The sequence below is a fragment of the Photorhabdus sp. RM322S genome (assembly GCF_042879395.1).
Lineage (GTDB): Bacteria > Pseudomonadota > Gammaproteobacteria > Enterobacterales > Enterobacteriaceae > Photorhabdus > Photorhabdus khanii.
Map to the genome: position 1 here is coordinate 190632 of NZ_JBHFKW010000004.1, position 15232 is coordinate 205863.

General features: G+C 45.0%; 12 protein-coding genes and 3 tRNA genes. 10 read left to right on the top strand and 5 right to left on the bottom strand.

The features are described from left to right. Positions 1-30 precede the first annotated feature (30 nt). The 4 genes from queG (at position 31) to ACGF63_RS04270 (ending at position 3470) form a co-directional block, all read left to right on the top strand. Positions 31-1188, top strand: coding sequence for a tRNA epoxyqueuosine(34) reductase QueG (gene queG, locus ACGF63_RS04255; RefSeq protein WP_152963427.1), 1158 nt, complete (start codon positions 31-33; stop codon positions 1186-1188). A gap of 823 nt (positions 1189-2011) precedes the next feature. Further along, entirely contained in the window at positions 2012-2443 is a 432-nt protein-coding gene (locus ACGF63_RS04260) for a flagellar protein FlhE (RefSeq protein WP_152963428.1), read from the top strand. A gap of 425 nt (positions 2444-2868) precedes the next feature. Then, positions 2869-3144, top strand: coding sequence for a type II toxin-antitoxin system Phd/YefM family antitoxin (locus tag ACGF63_RS04265; RefSeq protein ID WP_036844123.1), 276 nt, complete (start codon positions 2869-2871; stop codon positions 3142-3144). Further along, positions 3144-3470 (top strand): type II toxin-antitoxin system RelE/ParE family toxin, encoded by a 327-nt coding sequence (locus tag ACGF63_RS04270; RefSeq protein WP_036844124.1) that lies wholly within the window; start codon positions 3144-3146, stop codon positions 3468-3470. Before ACGF63_RS04265 ends, ACGF63_RS04270 begins: the two co-directional genes overlap by 1 nt. 175 nt (positions 3471-3645) lie before the next feature. On the opposite strand, the gene ACGF63_RS04275 is transcribed toward ACGF63_RS04270, so the two are convergent. From ACGF63_RS04275 to orn, 4 genes are all read right to left on the bottom strand, one after another. Continuing rightward, positions 3646-3721: transfer RNA gene (locus ACGF63_RS04275), tRNA-Gly, on the bottom strand. Between the two features lie 50 nt (positions 3722-3771). Next, positions 3772-3847 (bottom strand) — tRNA-Gly (locus ACGF63_RS04280). Positions 3848-3902: 55 nt separating this feature from the next. Then, positions 3903-3978 (bottom strand) — tRNA-Gly (locus tag ACGF63_RS04285). A gap of 205 nt (positions 3979-4183) precedes the next feature. Further along, positions 4184-4732, bottom strand: coding sequence for an oligoribonuclease (gene orn, locus ACGF63_RS04290; protein WP_036844125.1), 549 nt, complete (start codon positions 4730-4732; stop codon positions 4184-4186). Positions 4733-4826: 94 nt separating this feature from the next. Here orn and rsgA point away from each other — a divergent pair, with 94 nt between their 5' ends. The 3 genes from rsgA (at position 4827) to mscM (ending at position 10216) form a co-directional block, all read left to right on the top strand. Then, positions 4827-5882: a small ribosomal subunit biogenesis GTPase RsgA gene (gene rsgA, locus ACGF63_RS04295; RefSeq protein ID WP_162524200.1), complete on the top strand. Its 1056-nt coding sequence runs from the start codon at positions 4827-4829 to the stop codon at positions 5880-5882. A gap of 78 nt (positions 5883-5960) precedes the next feature. Continuing rightward, a complete protein-coding gene (gene asd, locus ACGF63_RS04300) occupies positions 5961-6854 on the top strand; it encodes an archaetidylserine decarboxylase (RefSeq protein WP_036844127.1) in 894 nt (297 codons plus the stop codon). A 26-nt stretch (positions 6855-6880) separates the two neighbouring features. Beyond that, positions 6881-10216 carry a miniconductance mechanosensitive channel MscM gene (gene mscM, locus ACGF63_RS04305; RefSeq protein ID WP_387628999.1) on the top strand — a complete coding sequence of 1112 codons (3336 nt, stop codon included), beginning with the start codon at positions 6881-6883 and terminating at the stop codon, positions 10214-10216. Between the two features lie 72 nt (positions 10217-10288). Here the strand turns inward: mscM and ACGF63_RS04310 are convergent, their stop codons facing one another. Continuing rightward, positions 10289-10552, bottom strand: coding sequence for a PAAR domain-containing protein (locus ACGF63_RS04310; RefSeq protein WP_387629002.1), 264 nt, complete (start codon positions 10550-10552; stop codon positions 10289-10291). A 268-nt stretch (positions 10553-10820) separates the two neighbouring features. Here ACGF63_RS04310 and ACGF63_RS04315 point away from each other — a divergent pair, with 268 nt between their 5' ends. The 3 genes from ACGF63_RS04315 to ACGF63_RS04325 all read left to right on the top strand — a co-directional run. Next, positions 10821-12554 (top strand): type VI secretion system baseplate subunit TssF, encoded by a 1734-nt coding sequence (locus tag ACGF63_RS04315; protein ID WP_071992950.1) that lies wholly within the window; start codon positions 10821-10823, stop codon positions 12552-12554. 18 nt (positions 12555-12572) lie between these two features. Beyond that, entirely contained in the window at positions 12573-14585 is a 2013-nt protein-coding gene (gene tssI, locus ACGF63_RS04320; RefSeq protein ID WP_387629005.1) for a type VI secretion system tip protein TssI/VgrG, read from the top strand. A gap of 2 nt (positions 14586-14587) precedes the next feature. Next, the coding region (locus ACGF63_RS04325) for a DUF4123 domain-containing protein (RefSeq protein WP_387629027.1) at positions 14588-15232 on the top strand (645 nt) is incomplete at its 3' end.

A 15232-nucleotide genomic window follows, 5' to 3' on the forward strand; every position in this document is an offset into this window, starting at 1 on the left:
GGCTCCTTGCAGCATAAACTAATTTCCGCCATGGCAACGCCTCTCGATCTCCATCTTCTGACCACAAACATCAAACAATGGGGCCTCTCTCTGGGTTTCCAGCAAGTTGGCATCTGCGATACTGATTTATCAGTAGAAGAACCAAAATTTCAAGAATGGCTGGATAAGCAGCATCATGGAGAGATGGCATGGATGAAGCGCCACGGCATGATGCGTACACGCCCGGATGAACTACTGCCAGGAACATTGAGAGTCATCAGTGTAAGAATGAATTATCTCCCTGCCAAAGCCTCTTTTGCCAGCACGCTAAATGATTCTAAACTCGGCTATATAAGCCGTTATGCTCTAGGAAGAGATTATCACAAACTGCTGCGCCAACGTCTGAAAAAACTGGGTGAACAAATTCAAAACTATTGCCATGATTTTGAATATCAGGAAATTCTTAATTTCCGGCCTTTTGTTGATTCAGCACCAATAATGGAGCGACCACTAGCCGCTAAAGCTGGATTAGGCTGGGTTGGCAAACACTCACTTATCCTTAATAGAGAAGCCGGCTCATGGTTCTTTCTTGGTGAGCTACTGATAAATCTTCCCCTACCTGTAGACACGCCACAACAAGAGCAATGTGGCCGCTGTGTGGCCTGTATGACAACCTGCCCAACAGGTGCAATTATCGCTCCTTATACCATTGATGCCCGCCGTTGCATTTCTTATCTCACGATTGAATTGGAAGGTATTATTCCTGAAGAGTTTCGCCCACTGATGGGAAACCGCATTTATGGTTGTGATGACTGCCAAATTATTTGTCCGTGGAACCGCTTTTCCCAACTAACAGATGAAGGTGATTTCAGCCCCCGGGCAACATTGCATACGCCGGAATTATTGGATTTATTCAATTGGAGTGAAGAAAAATTCCTGCGAATAACAGAAGGCTCAGCAATCCGCCGGATTGGTCATTTACGCTGGTTACGCAATATTGCGGTTGCCTTGGGAAACGCACCATATCGAGACAACATCGTTCTGTCTCTGCAACAGAAACTAGGATTAAACACAATGCTTGATGAGCATATTCATTGGGCTATTGACCAACAAATGACTCGCCGGGAAACCAATACTGTCAATGTACAAACTTCGCAACAAAAACGGCTTATCCGAGCAATAACCAAAGGCTTACCCAGAGACGCTTAATTATTAGCCACCCTGACAGGGTATAAAAAATTCAGATAATTTTCCTGTGAATAAAATAAAAATCCCTTGCTGATCAATGTGCAAAAAAAGCGCAAGTGATCAGTATGACATTTCTTAACAAAGGACCATTCCAAAAAACTATCAATAAGTTACAGAAGAAATATTGATTTTACAAAATGTAAGATCAGAAAAATACGAAAGAAACAGCCTGTGGATAAGTCTGTGTGGTAATTTTAAGGTGTCGTACTTACTTTACCAGGAAATCACTTTCTATTCTGTGGATAAAAAATAGAAATCAGCACGGAACCCTATAGCCCAAAAATCGAATCAAAATAAGCGAGTATTATCATTGAGGAAGAAACTTGGAGAGGGAAGCAAACCTTCTGAATCCCACTTAACTTATTGATTCAACAGAGATTTTTAAATTCATCATCGTTGAAAGGAGTGCATTATGTACCACCCTCAAAAGTTTGGCAAGCAGAAGTTAAAAAAACTTTGGGAGCTAAAGGGTCATGCCTTTCTCTTTCCTACGTGTCCTGTGCCAAAGAAAGACAGATAGCCTATAACCCAGCAATAACTCTTAACGGACAAACATCATACATTAGCTGTAGAGTCGGCTCACAATTTAAACATTCAGCTAAGGCTTTCACTTGATCTACTGTCTATTACGATGAAACTCTTTTTATTTGTTCAAAGAGGAACTGGACAAACAGTAGGAATCAATAAGCAAACAATTTTTATGCAGACCGATAATATCGAATTTCGCACAGTTATTGTATGCAGATAACAGTTAAGACAACTAACTAGCAATAAGGATCGAAAAATGAAAAGATTCACCAAAATTGCAGTAGGTTTTCTCGCGTTAACCGCAGCTCAAATGTCTTTTGCCGCTACCAGCAATTGGTCACAAACAATTCGTGCTCCAAACGTTTATGTCGGAGGCACCACCAACTCAAACTTCTTTAGTACACCGGTTTCAGTTCCGACAAGGGCAACTATCACGACAGTATCCTGGAATATCGGCTTGTATGCCAATGGTGCAACAAATCAAAATTTCAACGTTTGTTACACCCCACGATATTCCTCTAACCCATCACAATGCTTGGATGTCTCCGGCAGCCTCAATGGCTCCACAAGTGCTTTTAGCGGCCAGGATGCCAAAGGTTCCTTTAGAATTAGTGGAATTCTGAGCGGGGGCACTTACCCTGTTTACCCGTCTCACTACAATACGATCAGAGTCGACTATCAGTATTGAGCAACCCGACCTGAAACCTGATGGTTTCAGGTTTAACGGAAAGTCACGCCAATACATGCTCCCAGACAACATCACTATCGGTATCGTTGAAGGTATCATCTTTTCTGCTGGTCTTGACCTACCCGGCAACTGAGTCCATCAATAGAGAAACTGTCGAACTCACCATTGGAATTTTTTAGCACAAAACGCCATGAATGTAAGAACCCCAGATAGGCATCTGCAAATCAAAAATTGGAGCGGAAAAATGCAACTCACGGTAACCAACTAAAAAAATAATAATTTTTCCTGCTTTGCCTCATATCCGTAGACTTGTTTGTCCTGCTTTTCCAAAAAAGCTGCATTTGCTTAATTGGTTCAGTCATTTTACAATCAATTTATCGACTTTTTATGGTCTATATTTAGTCTTTTTCGATGTGAGGGATTCTATGCGTTATTCAGAACAGATTAAACCAATCAGCTACCTTAAAACCAATGCAGCTGCGGTGATGACGACACTGGCAGAGTCCCGCTCACCAATGATTATTACGCAAAATGGTGAAGCGAAAGCAGTGATTCAAGATATTGCCTCTTATGAGCAGACTCAGGAAACCATGGCATTGTTAAAGATTTTGGCTTTAGGACAACAGCAGGTTAAAACAGGTGAAATCACACCGGTAAAGGATGTAATTCAACGCTTAAAGAATAAAGAGAAGTTCACCTGATGTTATATAAAGTGGTATTAACTAAAGACGCCGAAGCGGATTTAGAGGATATTTACGATTATATTGTCGAAAATGACAGTCTAGGGAAAGCCGATTATGTATTGGAGCAGTTGCTGAAAATAGCAAACAGCCTGGCTAACTTTCCTGAGAAAGGTAATTATCCCAAAGAGTTGCAGGAACTAGGGATTCGCGACTTCCGTCAAACATTTTTTAAACCTTACCGGGCCATTTATCAGCTCATAGGTCAACAGGTGGTGATTTTTGTGATTGCCGATGGTCGGCGGGATATGCAAACCCTGCTTATGCGCCGGTTGCTAAGTGGTTAGGTTTTCCTAGCAGGTATTAATAGCATTCAATTACCATTAAATTCACAAGTAAAGATAAAAAGTTTCTCAATAACCCAGACGATGTTTACGACACCATGCAACGGGTTCTATTGCGTGAAAATAGGATTAATAAAGGAAAAGAACACTTCTGGATCATCGGTATGAAAGTAAGGATTGGAGCGGGAAACGAGACTCGAACTCGCGACCCCGACCTTGGCAAGGTCGTGCTCTACCAACTGAGCTATTCCCGCATTACTGACTGGCTAGTGATAATCTGAAACCAATATATTAATTTCAAATTTGGAGCGGGAAACGAGACTCGAACTCGCGACCCCAACCTTGGCAAGGTTGTGCTCTACCAACTGAGCTATTCCCGCGTCACTGATTGGCTAATCATAGCCTGAAAAAACATACTGATTACAAATCAAAATTTGGAGCGGGAAACGAGACTCGAACTCGCGACCCCGACCTTGGCAAGGTCGTGCTCTACCAACTGAGCTATTCCCGCATATCTTTCAGTATGCCATACCTGATAAAATTCTTCATCGGTACGGGGAGCGCATTATACGAGAAATCGTTGCGCTCGCAAGCCCCTCAGCGCAAAAAAACAAACTTTTCGGTCAAGTGGTGATTTAATAAACACCAATGCGGGTTAATAACCGTCACACTGAGCTTGCGTTATCATAGCCAACAGAGGACAAAATAAAACTTTCTTATTCCGATTGAATAAAATGTTCCCGATAATAAGCTAATTCAGCCACTGATTCGCGGATATCATCCAATGCCTGATGAGTATTCTGTTTTTTTAATCCAGTCAGGATTTCCGGTTTCCAGCGACGGGCTAATTCTTTCAATGTACTGACATCCAGATAACGATAGTGAAAATAGGCTTCCAGCTCCGGCATATAACGGAACAAAAAACGCCGATCCTGAGCAACACTATTACCACAAATAGGTGAAGCACCCGCAGGAACCCATTGTTCCAGAAACTCAATCGTCGCCTTCTCTGCCGCACGATCATCAATTTTGCTTGCTTTAACACGTTCAACCAACCCACTGCCAGTATGGGTACGCACATTCCATTCATCCATCAGAGCAAGTTGCTCATCAGACTGATAAATCGCAATGACTGGCCCTTCAGCCAGAATATTCAAATTTGCATCGGTGACAATTGTCGCAATTTCAATAATGCGATCCCGCTCTGGATCTAAACCCGTCATTTCCAGATCTATCCAGATAAGATTGTGCTCACTTTTTGACATGTTATATCCTAGGTTGGAGAGATAGTTCTTATTAATGGTGTATCATAGCGCTTTTAACAAATAACAGCGATCAATATGGAACAAGTGAGGTTCGGTGGCTAAGAATAAATTATCCAAAGGCCAGCAACGGCGGGTACAGGCAAATCATCAGCGCAGACTGAAAAAACAGGATAATAAACCTGAAATGGATGACAGCCAGTTAGGTGAACCTCAGGAAGGGCTGGTTATCAGCCGTTTCGGCCAACATGCAGATGTAGAAGCAGCAGACGGTTCTATACAACGTTGTAATATTCGCAGAACGATCCGTTCATTAGTCACAGGTGATCGGGTGGTATGGCGTCCTTCGCTGCAAACGCAAACGGATGTTAAAGTCAATGGCATTGTTGAAGCGGTTCACGAGCGGACTTCTGTACTGACACGCCCTGACTACTATGATGGCATTAAACCTATCGCCGCCAACATTGACCAGATAGTTATTGTGTCAGCCATTCTCCCTGAACTTTCACTCAATATTATCGATCGCTACCTTGTTGCCTGTGAAACACTGGGCATTGAGCCATTGATTGTGCTGAATAAAATTGACCTATTGGATAAAGAAAGCCGTGAATGGGTCAATGAAGTCATGTCCACATACCATAATATTGGTTACAGAGTATTAAAGTTATCAAGCCATACTGGCGAAGGTATGGAAGAATTACTAAAAACGCTCGCAGGCAGAATCAGTATCTTCGCCGGTCAGTCCGGAGTGGGTAAATCAAGTTTACTGAACACGCTCCTGCCAGAAGATGAAAAAGAAATTCTGGTCAATCAGGTTTCAGAAGCTTCCGGTTTAGGTCAACACACCACCACGGCATCCCGCCTTTATCACTTTCCACATGGCGGTGATGTGATTGATTCCCCAGGTGTACGGGAATTTGGCCTATGGCATTTAACACCAGAACAGATAACTCAGGGTTTCGTCGAATTCCACGATTATCTGGGCAGTTGTAAATTCCGTGATTGTAAACATCGGGATGACCCAGAATGCGCGTTGCGGAACGCAGTAGAAAATAACGAAATAGCTGAAGAACGTTTTGAGAATTATCACCGTATTCTCGACAGCATGGATCAAATTAAACCACGCAAGACGTTTACAGATAACGATAGCTAACTGACATTAAATAAAAGGACGGGTACAATAGCCCCCTTTTGTCTAATTTGCCGATAGAATAACATCCAAGAGGTTGACGTGCTGGATAACATTAAAATCAGGTTGCATTATTTATTGCCTAAACAAGGAATTACAAATCTGGCAGGCTGGTTTGCAAATAAAAAGGCCGGCTGGCTGACTCAACTGGCAATTAAGACGTTTGCCCGTGTTTATAAAGTGGATATGAATGAAGCGAAAGCACCTGAGTTTTCCGCCTATACGACATTCAATGAATTCTTTATCCGTCCATTAAAAGAGGATGTTCGCCCGGTTGTCAGCGAAGAACATCAATTAGCACTGCCTGCTGATGGTATTATCAGTCAGTTAGGTAATATCCGGACAGACCAAATTCTTCAGGCCAAAGGGCACCACTATACCCTTGAAGCCCTGCTAGCCGGCAATCATCAACTGGCAGAGATATTCCGTGATGGGCAGTTTGTAACGACTTACTTATCACCAAAAGATTATCACCGTGTACATATGCCTTGCGATGGATTACTGAAAGAGATGATCTATGTCCCAGGTGATCTGTTCTCTGTCAATCCGTTGACTGCCGCCAACGTGCCAAACCTGTTCGCTCGTAATGAAAGAGTCATCTGCCTGTTTGATACTCAATTTGGACCAATGATCCAGATTCTGGTTGGTGCAACGATCGTCGGCAGTATTGAGATGGCCTGGTGTGGAACGGTTACGCCACCACGGGAAGGTATTATCAAACGCTGGACTTACCCTGAAGCCGGTACAACTGGCGCTGTCTCTTTTAAGAAAGGTGAAGAAATGGGGCGCTTCAAACTGGGCTCTACCGTTATTAACCTATTCGCAGCAAATCAGGTGCAGTTAGCCGGGCACTTAAGCAGTGGTTCAGCAACCCGCATGGGTGAACTATTAGCCCAGGCGATAATACCTGAAGAACCTACTGATAACATAAGCTAATCCCCTTCCAAGGAGAGCCCTCTATCGTGCGCCTGATTATCAGCTTATTGCTTAGCCTGCTCATTATTAGTCCGGTTTTTGCTGCTACTCAACTTGATGAAAACCAGCTCAAACAAGAACTGAAACAAATTGAATCCAGTAAAAATCCGCAGGATGCAGAAGTTGCTCAGGCGCTCCAAGGGGCGCTCAATTGGATTGCTGATACTAAATCTGCTAACGACAGAACACAGAAATATCAGGCTACCATTGATGATTTCCCCAAAATAATCAGAGAGCTTCGCCAAAAGTTACTTGCTGAAAGTGATACTCCCCGCCAAATTCCTGCTAACCAGCCAATCGCAAATCTTGAGCAGCAGATCATTCAGATCAGCAGTCGGTTACTGGACCAGGGTGGACAATTACAGCAAGAACAGGACAAAGGACGGGAAATCAGCGACTCCCTTGGATTATTACCACAACAACAGTCAGAAGCACGACGTCTCCTGACTGAAGCATCCTCTCGTCTTCAATCATTAGAAACACCCTCCACTCCGTTAGGAGAGGCCCAATTTGCTTTAGCTCAAGCCGAAGTAAATGCTCACAAGGCTACAGTGAATGAACTGGAACTAGCTCAACTTTCTGCCAATAACCGGCAGGAAATTTCCCGTATGCGAGTTGATCTGTTCAAAAAGCGTTATCAGCGACTTGATCTTGAGCTGCAACAACTCCGCAGCCAACTTAACGCGCAACGCCAGCAAAAAGCAGAATTAGCGCTGGAACATACAGAAATGCTGGCAGAACAGAGTGGTCAGCTACCAAAATTTCTGCTTGATGAATTGCAACTGAACCGTCATTTATCTCAGGAGCTAAATCAGCAAGCGCAACGAATGAATACTATCGGCTCAAAGCAACGCCAGGCCGCCAGTGATATTATTCAAGTCCGGCAAGCATTGAGCACCATTCGTGAACAGGCCCAATGGCTTGGAGGCTCCACGACGCTTGGAGAAGCACTTCGAACTCAACTTGCCCGTTTACCCGACATGTCTAAGCCTCAGCAACTCGACCGGAATATTGTCAAATTCAGGGTCGATCGGCTGAAATACGAAGATATGCTGGAACAATTACAGAAAGAAACAAAACCAACGCAGGCAAACAACGTTGCACTGACGGCCGAACAAGAGCGGATTTACGATTCCCTGATTCGTACCCGTAAAGAATTACTCAATTCATTATTATCTGGTTATGACAGTGAAATTCTTGAACTAACCAAACTGAAAGTCGCTACCAACCAGCTAAACGATGCACTGACAGAAGTAAAAGAAGCCACCCACCGTTATCTATTCTGGGTCGCAGATGTTAATCCTGTTTCTCTCAATTACCCTATTAATGTTGTACAGGATCTAACCCGCTTATTATCACTGGATACGTTCTCTCAGTTGAGTGGGGCTCTGATAGTCATGCTGACCACTCAGGATACGCTGCTATATCTGCTTGGGGCGCTATTTCTTGTCATATTCAGCGTCGGTTCTCTCCGCCATTATCACGCATTTCTTGAGCGCGCGAGTAACCGCATCGGCAAAGTAACATATGATCACTTCTCCCTTACTTTGCGTACCGTATTCTGGTCGGTTATTGTTGCGTTACCTTTGCCAATGCTCTGGTCTGCGATCGGCTATGGGCTGCAAAGCGCCTGGCAGTATCCAATGGCGATCGCCATTGGTTATGGTGTCAGTGCGACGACTCCCGTATTGTGGATCTTTATGCTGAGTGCGACGTTTGCGCATCCAAATGGGCTATTCATCGCCCATTTTCGCTGGCCGGAAGAGCGAGTCAAACGCGCATTGCGATTTTACCAACTCTCTATCTTTGCCATCGTGCCATTGGTGATGGCATTAATCACTTTCGAACATTACAGTGATCGAGAATTTGCCTCCACACTTGGCAGGCTCTGTTTCCTGATATTGTGTGTCTCCTTAAGCTTGATTACCAGCAGCCTGAAACGGGCAAGAGTCCCACTCTATCTGGATAAAAATGGCTCCGGTGAAAACGTTATCAATACTGCTCTCTGGTGGATTTTACTCTCTGCGCCAATAATTGCTGCTCTGGCTTCCATACTGGGCTATTTCAGTACATCACAGGCATTACTGGGACGTTTGGAGACCTCCGTTGCTATCTGGTTCTTCCTGCTGGTTATTTACCACATTATCCGGCGCTGGATGCTGATTCAGCGGCGCAGGATTGCCTTTGAACGGGCAAAACAGCGACGGGCGGAAATTCTGGCTCAACGCGCCAAAGGAGAAGATGATTCAACGGGTTCAAGCAGCATCGAAGGCTCCATTGAGGTTGACGAACCTATTATTGACCTGGATGCAATCAGTGCTCAATCCTTGGGATTGATACGCTCAATTCTGACTATGCTGGCACTGGTTTCACTGATTTTGCTCTGGTCAGAACTCCATTCAGCTTTCTCATTCCTGGAAAATATCCGCCTGTGGGATGTCACCACAACAATAAACAATGTAGAAACAGTTCAACCCATCACAATGGGCTCGGTATTAATTGCCATACTGGTGATTATTATCACGACGCAACTGGTACGTAACCTGCCTGCACTGCTTGAGCTGGCCTTATTGCAACATTTGGAACTAACCCCAGGTACTGGCTTTGCCATTACCACACTAACCAAATACACCATTACGCTGATCGGTGGCTTGGTAGGTTTCTCGCTGATTGGTATTGAATGGTCAAAACTGCAATGGCTTGTTGCCGCACTGGGGGTTGGGCTTGGTTTTGGCTTACAAGAAATCTTCGCCAACATCGTTTCCGGCCTGATGATCCTATTTGAAAAACCCATCCGCATTGGTGATACTGTCACCATCCGCAATCTGACCGGCAGCATCACTAAGATCAATACACGGGCAACGACGCTCTCAGATTGGGACCGGAAAGAGATTATTGTTCCTAACAAAGCCTTTATCACTGAGCAATTTATCAACTGGTCATTGTCTGACACCATCACCCGTGTCGTACTGACAATTCCTGCTCCGGCAGAGAATAACAGCGAAGAAATCACCCAAATCCTGTTAAATGCGGCCAAACGCAGCGCTCTGATCCTGGATAACCCGGCGCCTGAAGTGTATCTGGTTGATCTCCAGCATGGCATTCAGATATTTGAATTACGTATTTATGCCGCGGAAATGGGGCACCGAATGCCCGTCCGTCATGAAGTCCACCAGCTTATTCTGCAAGAATTTCACAAGCATGGTATTACTCTGCCATTCCCACCCTTTCAGGCTAGCATTGATATAATTGGTCAGAATATCCGCAGTGCGACGACCAATATGTCAGGCCGAAATCCACCACGCCAACCCGGCAGTTTATAAAAAGACAGATAATGAAGAACTGAGCATCCGCGCTTAAATCAACCCACTCTATTTCAGGCAGTTACCGCCATCCTATGCCTGAAATAGACTTTGCGAAGCAATCAATGTCGCCCCACAAGAGGTTTTCATCCCCTCCAGTGCATACATTTGCCCATTAGAACTGACTATACCCGGCGTCCCTTCCACGATGGTTTGATTACCACCACATTTTGGACAAGATACCGCATCCCCAACCCGGGCCGCTTTCTTCCCTAACACATCAAAACCGCCATCACCTGCCAGCACCTTGCCACCATGCGAAGTCGAATCTCCAACCAAAATAATGGAACGCAACATCTTTTACCCCCTTAACTATGAGTTAAATATTAATTTTAGCTTATGACGTTTGCCTATCATGGCGTTACAACTTGATTAAAACAAACCAACCGAAACCAAACTCTTTGAAATAACTAAAATAATCATGTTACCTGAACACCTATAAAATTTACGTCATTCACTGTTTTAAAACGAAATTTACACATCTTTAAAATATCAACCTTGATATTTATTAGACTGAAATATAAATTAACATTAATATTTGAGCACAAAAGAGACAAGTGTAAATATGAAAAATTTTGAAGACTTCTACAGGGCAGCACTTTCGCAAATAAAGCATGATATGCATAACGCGGCGCAAGAGCATCCACACCTCGCCCCATTTACCCCCGAATCCGGTGACCCGGATATTCTCCGGTTACTGGAAGGTTTTGCGCTGCTGACTGCCGGTCTTCAGCAAAAAATTGATGATGGTTTTCCTGAAGTGATCAACCCTCTTTTACGCAAGGTATGGCCGATACCGTTACATCCTATCCCTTCAACCAGCGTTATCCAGTTAGATATTCAACCGGGCAGCATGACGGAAGCCACACATGTTGCCAAAGGCAGCCAAATTTCCGCCATACAACATAACCAATCCATTGCATTCAGAACCACCCAAGATATCAGCATTGAGCCAGTTACCTTGATCCATAAAACTCTGACACACCGCGAAAACAAAAGCCTGATATCGCTGACCTTTCAATATCATGGGCAAACTCCCCACTGGAAGACAGGGCCAGTCATGCTTTTTCTCGGAGAAGATCAAAAACTGGCGTCTTTACTGACAAAATACCTGGATCAGTCGCTGGACGACACTTATCTGAAAACATCCCTTACAGAGAAAAAGATGTGGCTGTCTATCGAGAGCGCTCCACGGATGAAGGAAAATTTGGTACTGCCGAGACCACATGACTATTTCTGGCCGTTGCAGGTGTTATACGAATACCTCTATCTGCCACATGTTAATGACTTTATGTCATTTGATTTATCGGAGGAGATCTCTGAGCTCCCTTTGGGCGAAGATAAGCAATTCACCCTTATCTTGGAATTCGACTGCAACATTCCCATTGAGGACATTACCCCCGCATTTATTCCGCACTGCGTACCGGTTATCAACCTGTCTTCGACCAGAACAAAACCGATAGCATTTGAAAAGGGCAAATCGTGTTATGTATTGGCAGCAGATGAAATCTTTAGTATTGATAACGTTAAACTCCAATCTGAACCAGAAGAAATCGCTGATGGATCTGACCACCGTGTTCCCCTAATCGACAGTGCGCAGCTGACAGCCCACCATTTCGCCGAACCCGGTGACAACATATTGCTGTTTAACCCTATACGGGAAGAATCGCCATTTGGGGGCAGTCAAATTAATCTCACGTTTTATGATCATCAGGCAAAACCCGTAACAGAGCACCATTATCGCGACTTTTACTGCCAATATCAGAAACTTGATACACAAGCACGAACACTGGACATCGGGCAAATCTGTATATCCAGCGAGGAGATACCCAGCCATATTCAGGCCAAAAATATCGTGGCGGCGTCAAAAGATTTTCCTGCCGTAGTCAATAGTCATCAGCATTGGCCGATACTATCCTTGTTGTCGATTGGGCCATTTTTTCTCGGCCATATTGATTCCGTCAGATCGCTGGTCAAACAACTGGATACCTTCACACATCTGGACGCCCCGCGTAGCCGGCATATTCAGCGCATGGCCGAGGGTCTCAGTAAAATCTACATTGAACCTTTTTATCATATGGAGAAGGGTATTCCTGTGAGGGCCCAGAAAATCACACTGCGCATGACACCAGAGAATTACGAGCACGAAGGCGAAATGTATGCCTTTGCCAAAACATTACATACCGCCTTCTCCCTCTGCCTGGTCGAAACAAGCCTTCACACATTAACCGTCATCAATGACGATACCGGTGAATACTGGGAATTTTACAATATGCCCGGGCACCAGAAGCTTATGTAACATCATTGAGGAAAAATTATGAAAACCGGACTCCGCTTTTCCTGCACTATCGGCAACCTGGCACCCATGACTTTTACGGTCGTCAATTTTACGTTAGATGAAGCACTTTCATCGTTATTTACCCTGTCTCTGACATTAGCAGCACCGCGTTCAGATATTGATACGGATACCCTTCTGCTCCAGACCGCACAGTTTACCGTCACCCGTGATGAGAGTCCGCAACGTGAAGTGAAAGGGTTGGTTGAAAGTGCAATTGTTGGGGCCACAAACCGGCATCAAACCCTGTATCACCTGACAGTCAGACCCGAAATGTGGCTGCTGACCCTTGATCAGGACAGCCGCATCTATCACCAACTCAGCGTTCCCGAGATTTTACACAGCCTACTGAAACAGAAAAAACTCAGGGCCAATATGCGTTTTAATGACCCTCATTCAGTACGGGAATACACCACCATGAAAAGGGAATCCTCCTACGATTTCTTTACCCGCCTTGCGGCAGAAGAGGGGATTTTCTTCTGGTTCGCCGATGATGGACTCCATGTGAGCGATAGCCATTTAAACATGAGAGCACCGGATACGCTGCTCTACAACCCGGACGTCACCAGCGCAATAGAAGAAAATGTTATCTTCAAATGGTCTTTTGGCTCCCACATGCGCCCTGAATCCATTTCCCAAAAAGACCGGAATTATCACAACCCCAATTATGCCTTGCAACATAACGCGACAGATTTTGAGGCAGAGAGCAGCACGCCATTTCATATCTTCGAAAGTTACGGGCGTTTTCAGAAAGACAAAGAGGGCATTCCATTTACCCAATACCGGCTGGAAGCTTTACGTGCCGACAGCAAATCCGGGCAAGCGGACAGTAACTGTATTCGATTAATGCCGGGCAGGATCTTCACGTTAACCCACCACCCGATTGACACCATGAATGACCGCTGGCAAGTCGTCTCTTCCCAACATAAAGGGCATGTGCCCGCTGTTTTAGGTGATGGCGGAGCCGGCACCATCCTCAATTCACAGACCCAATTTATTCCGGGCCGCAACGACTGGCGTCCCCCCTACCGCTATAAACCCCTGGCTGACGGCGATGAAGTTGCCACAGTTGTCGGGCCCGGCACGGAAGAAATTTATGTCAATAAAGAGGGGGCGGTTCGCGTTCACTTCCACTGGAACCGTTACGACGCGCCGGACGACCAGGCTTCCTGCTGGGTGCGGGTGGCACAAGGCTGGAATGGCAACGGATTTGGCTTTCTGGCCACACCGCGAGTCGGCCAGGAAGTGATTATCTCCTATCTCAACGGCGATATTGACCGCCCCATTATCACCGGATGTACCTATAACGCCCTTAACCGTCCGCCGCTGAATTTACCGGCGGAAAAAACCCGCACCACGTTCAGAACCAAGACCCATAAAGGTAATGGTTTTAATGAATTACGCTTTGAAGATGAAAAAGAGCGGGAAGAGATCTATATCCATGCTCAACGTGACCAACTGATCCAAATTAACCACGATAAAACTCAAAAAATAGATCACGACGAAAGCCACACCGTCATGAACGACCGCCGGCATAAAATCGGTAACGATGAATTTATCCGTATCATGAATGAACAACATATTCAGGTGGATAAAAATCAGTTCGAAACCATTGAGAAAGACAAAATCACGCGGATCAACAATAGCTGGAAAGAAGAGATCTATGCTTCCCATTTCCAACAAATTGAGGAAAACAAACAGAGTGATATCAAAGGCAATTACCAATTAAATGTAGTTAAAGGCATTCACTCACACACCAAAATACATACCCTGCAAGCCAGCGATACATTGATCCTCAAAGGTAAAGCAGGCAGCATCACCCTAGATGCTCAGGGCATCACATTAAACGGCAATATCTTTTTGAAAGGCCCGGTGGTCGTGCAAGGCGGCAGTGCAGGCACCGTACCCACATTGACCGGTGCGGCCAATGAAGGCCAGCCCATTGCTCAGGATTGCAAAGGAAAAGCCGATGCACAGAAGGAAACATCAGAGTGAAAATGCCGTCTTCGCTTGACTTATATGATTACTGGGTGGCCAATTACACCTACCAGGCGATGGGGAATGAACAACACCCTGCCGGACAATACTCAGCTAAGGCGTTAATCTATTCCCCGACTCAACATGAGGCATTAACCAATTTGTGGGATTACGTTATTGGCCCGGGCATAACAAACGGTCAAGACCAAGAGATCATCTCCTTACAAACCTATCTGGAAGAAAGCCCCCATCCTGAATTACGGTTGATACGGCATATTCCACAGATAAGTGATAAACAACCCGTGATAGTTGTCCAACAGGAAAATTTAGATTCCCCTATTCCCGCCGTGCGGGGTGATCTGATATTGACACAAACCACTAACATGCCAGTTTGTGAAGATAACGAGCATCTCTACGCAGTGATTGATGCAGCGGTCTATCAACAGACCGAGAGATTTATCATTCCTGATCTCTTCGCCTCTTCTTTACGCTGGCAAGGGTTATTTAAAGGTGAAACCCAGGTTTCACTGGAAGACAGCGCGCCTTATCTGGTTGAACTGAGTCAAGACAGCGACAATCAGCCAGAACTACAGCGATACATGATGAATGCCGATAATCGGGCGGAACTGAGCCTGTTTATTCAGAGCGGGCAGCCTTTTGAAATC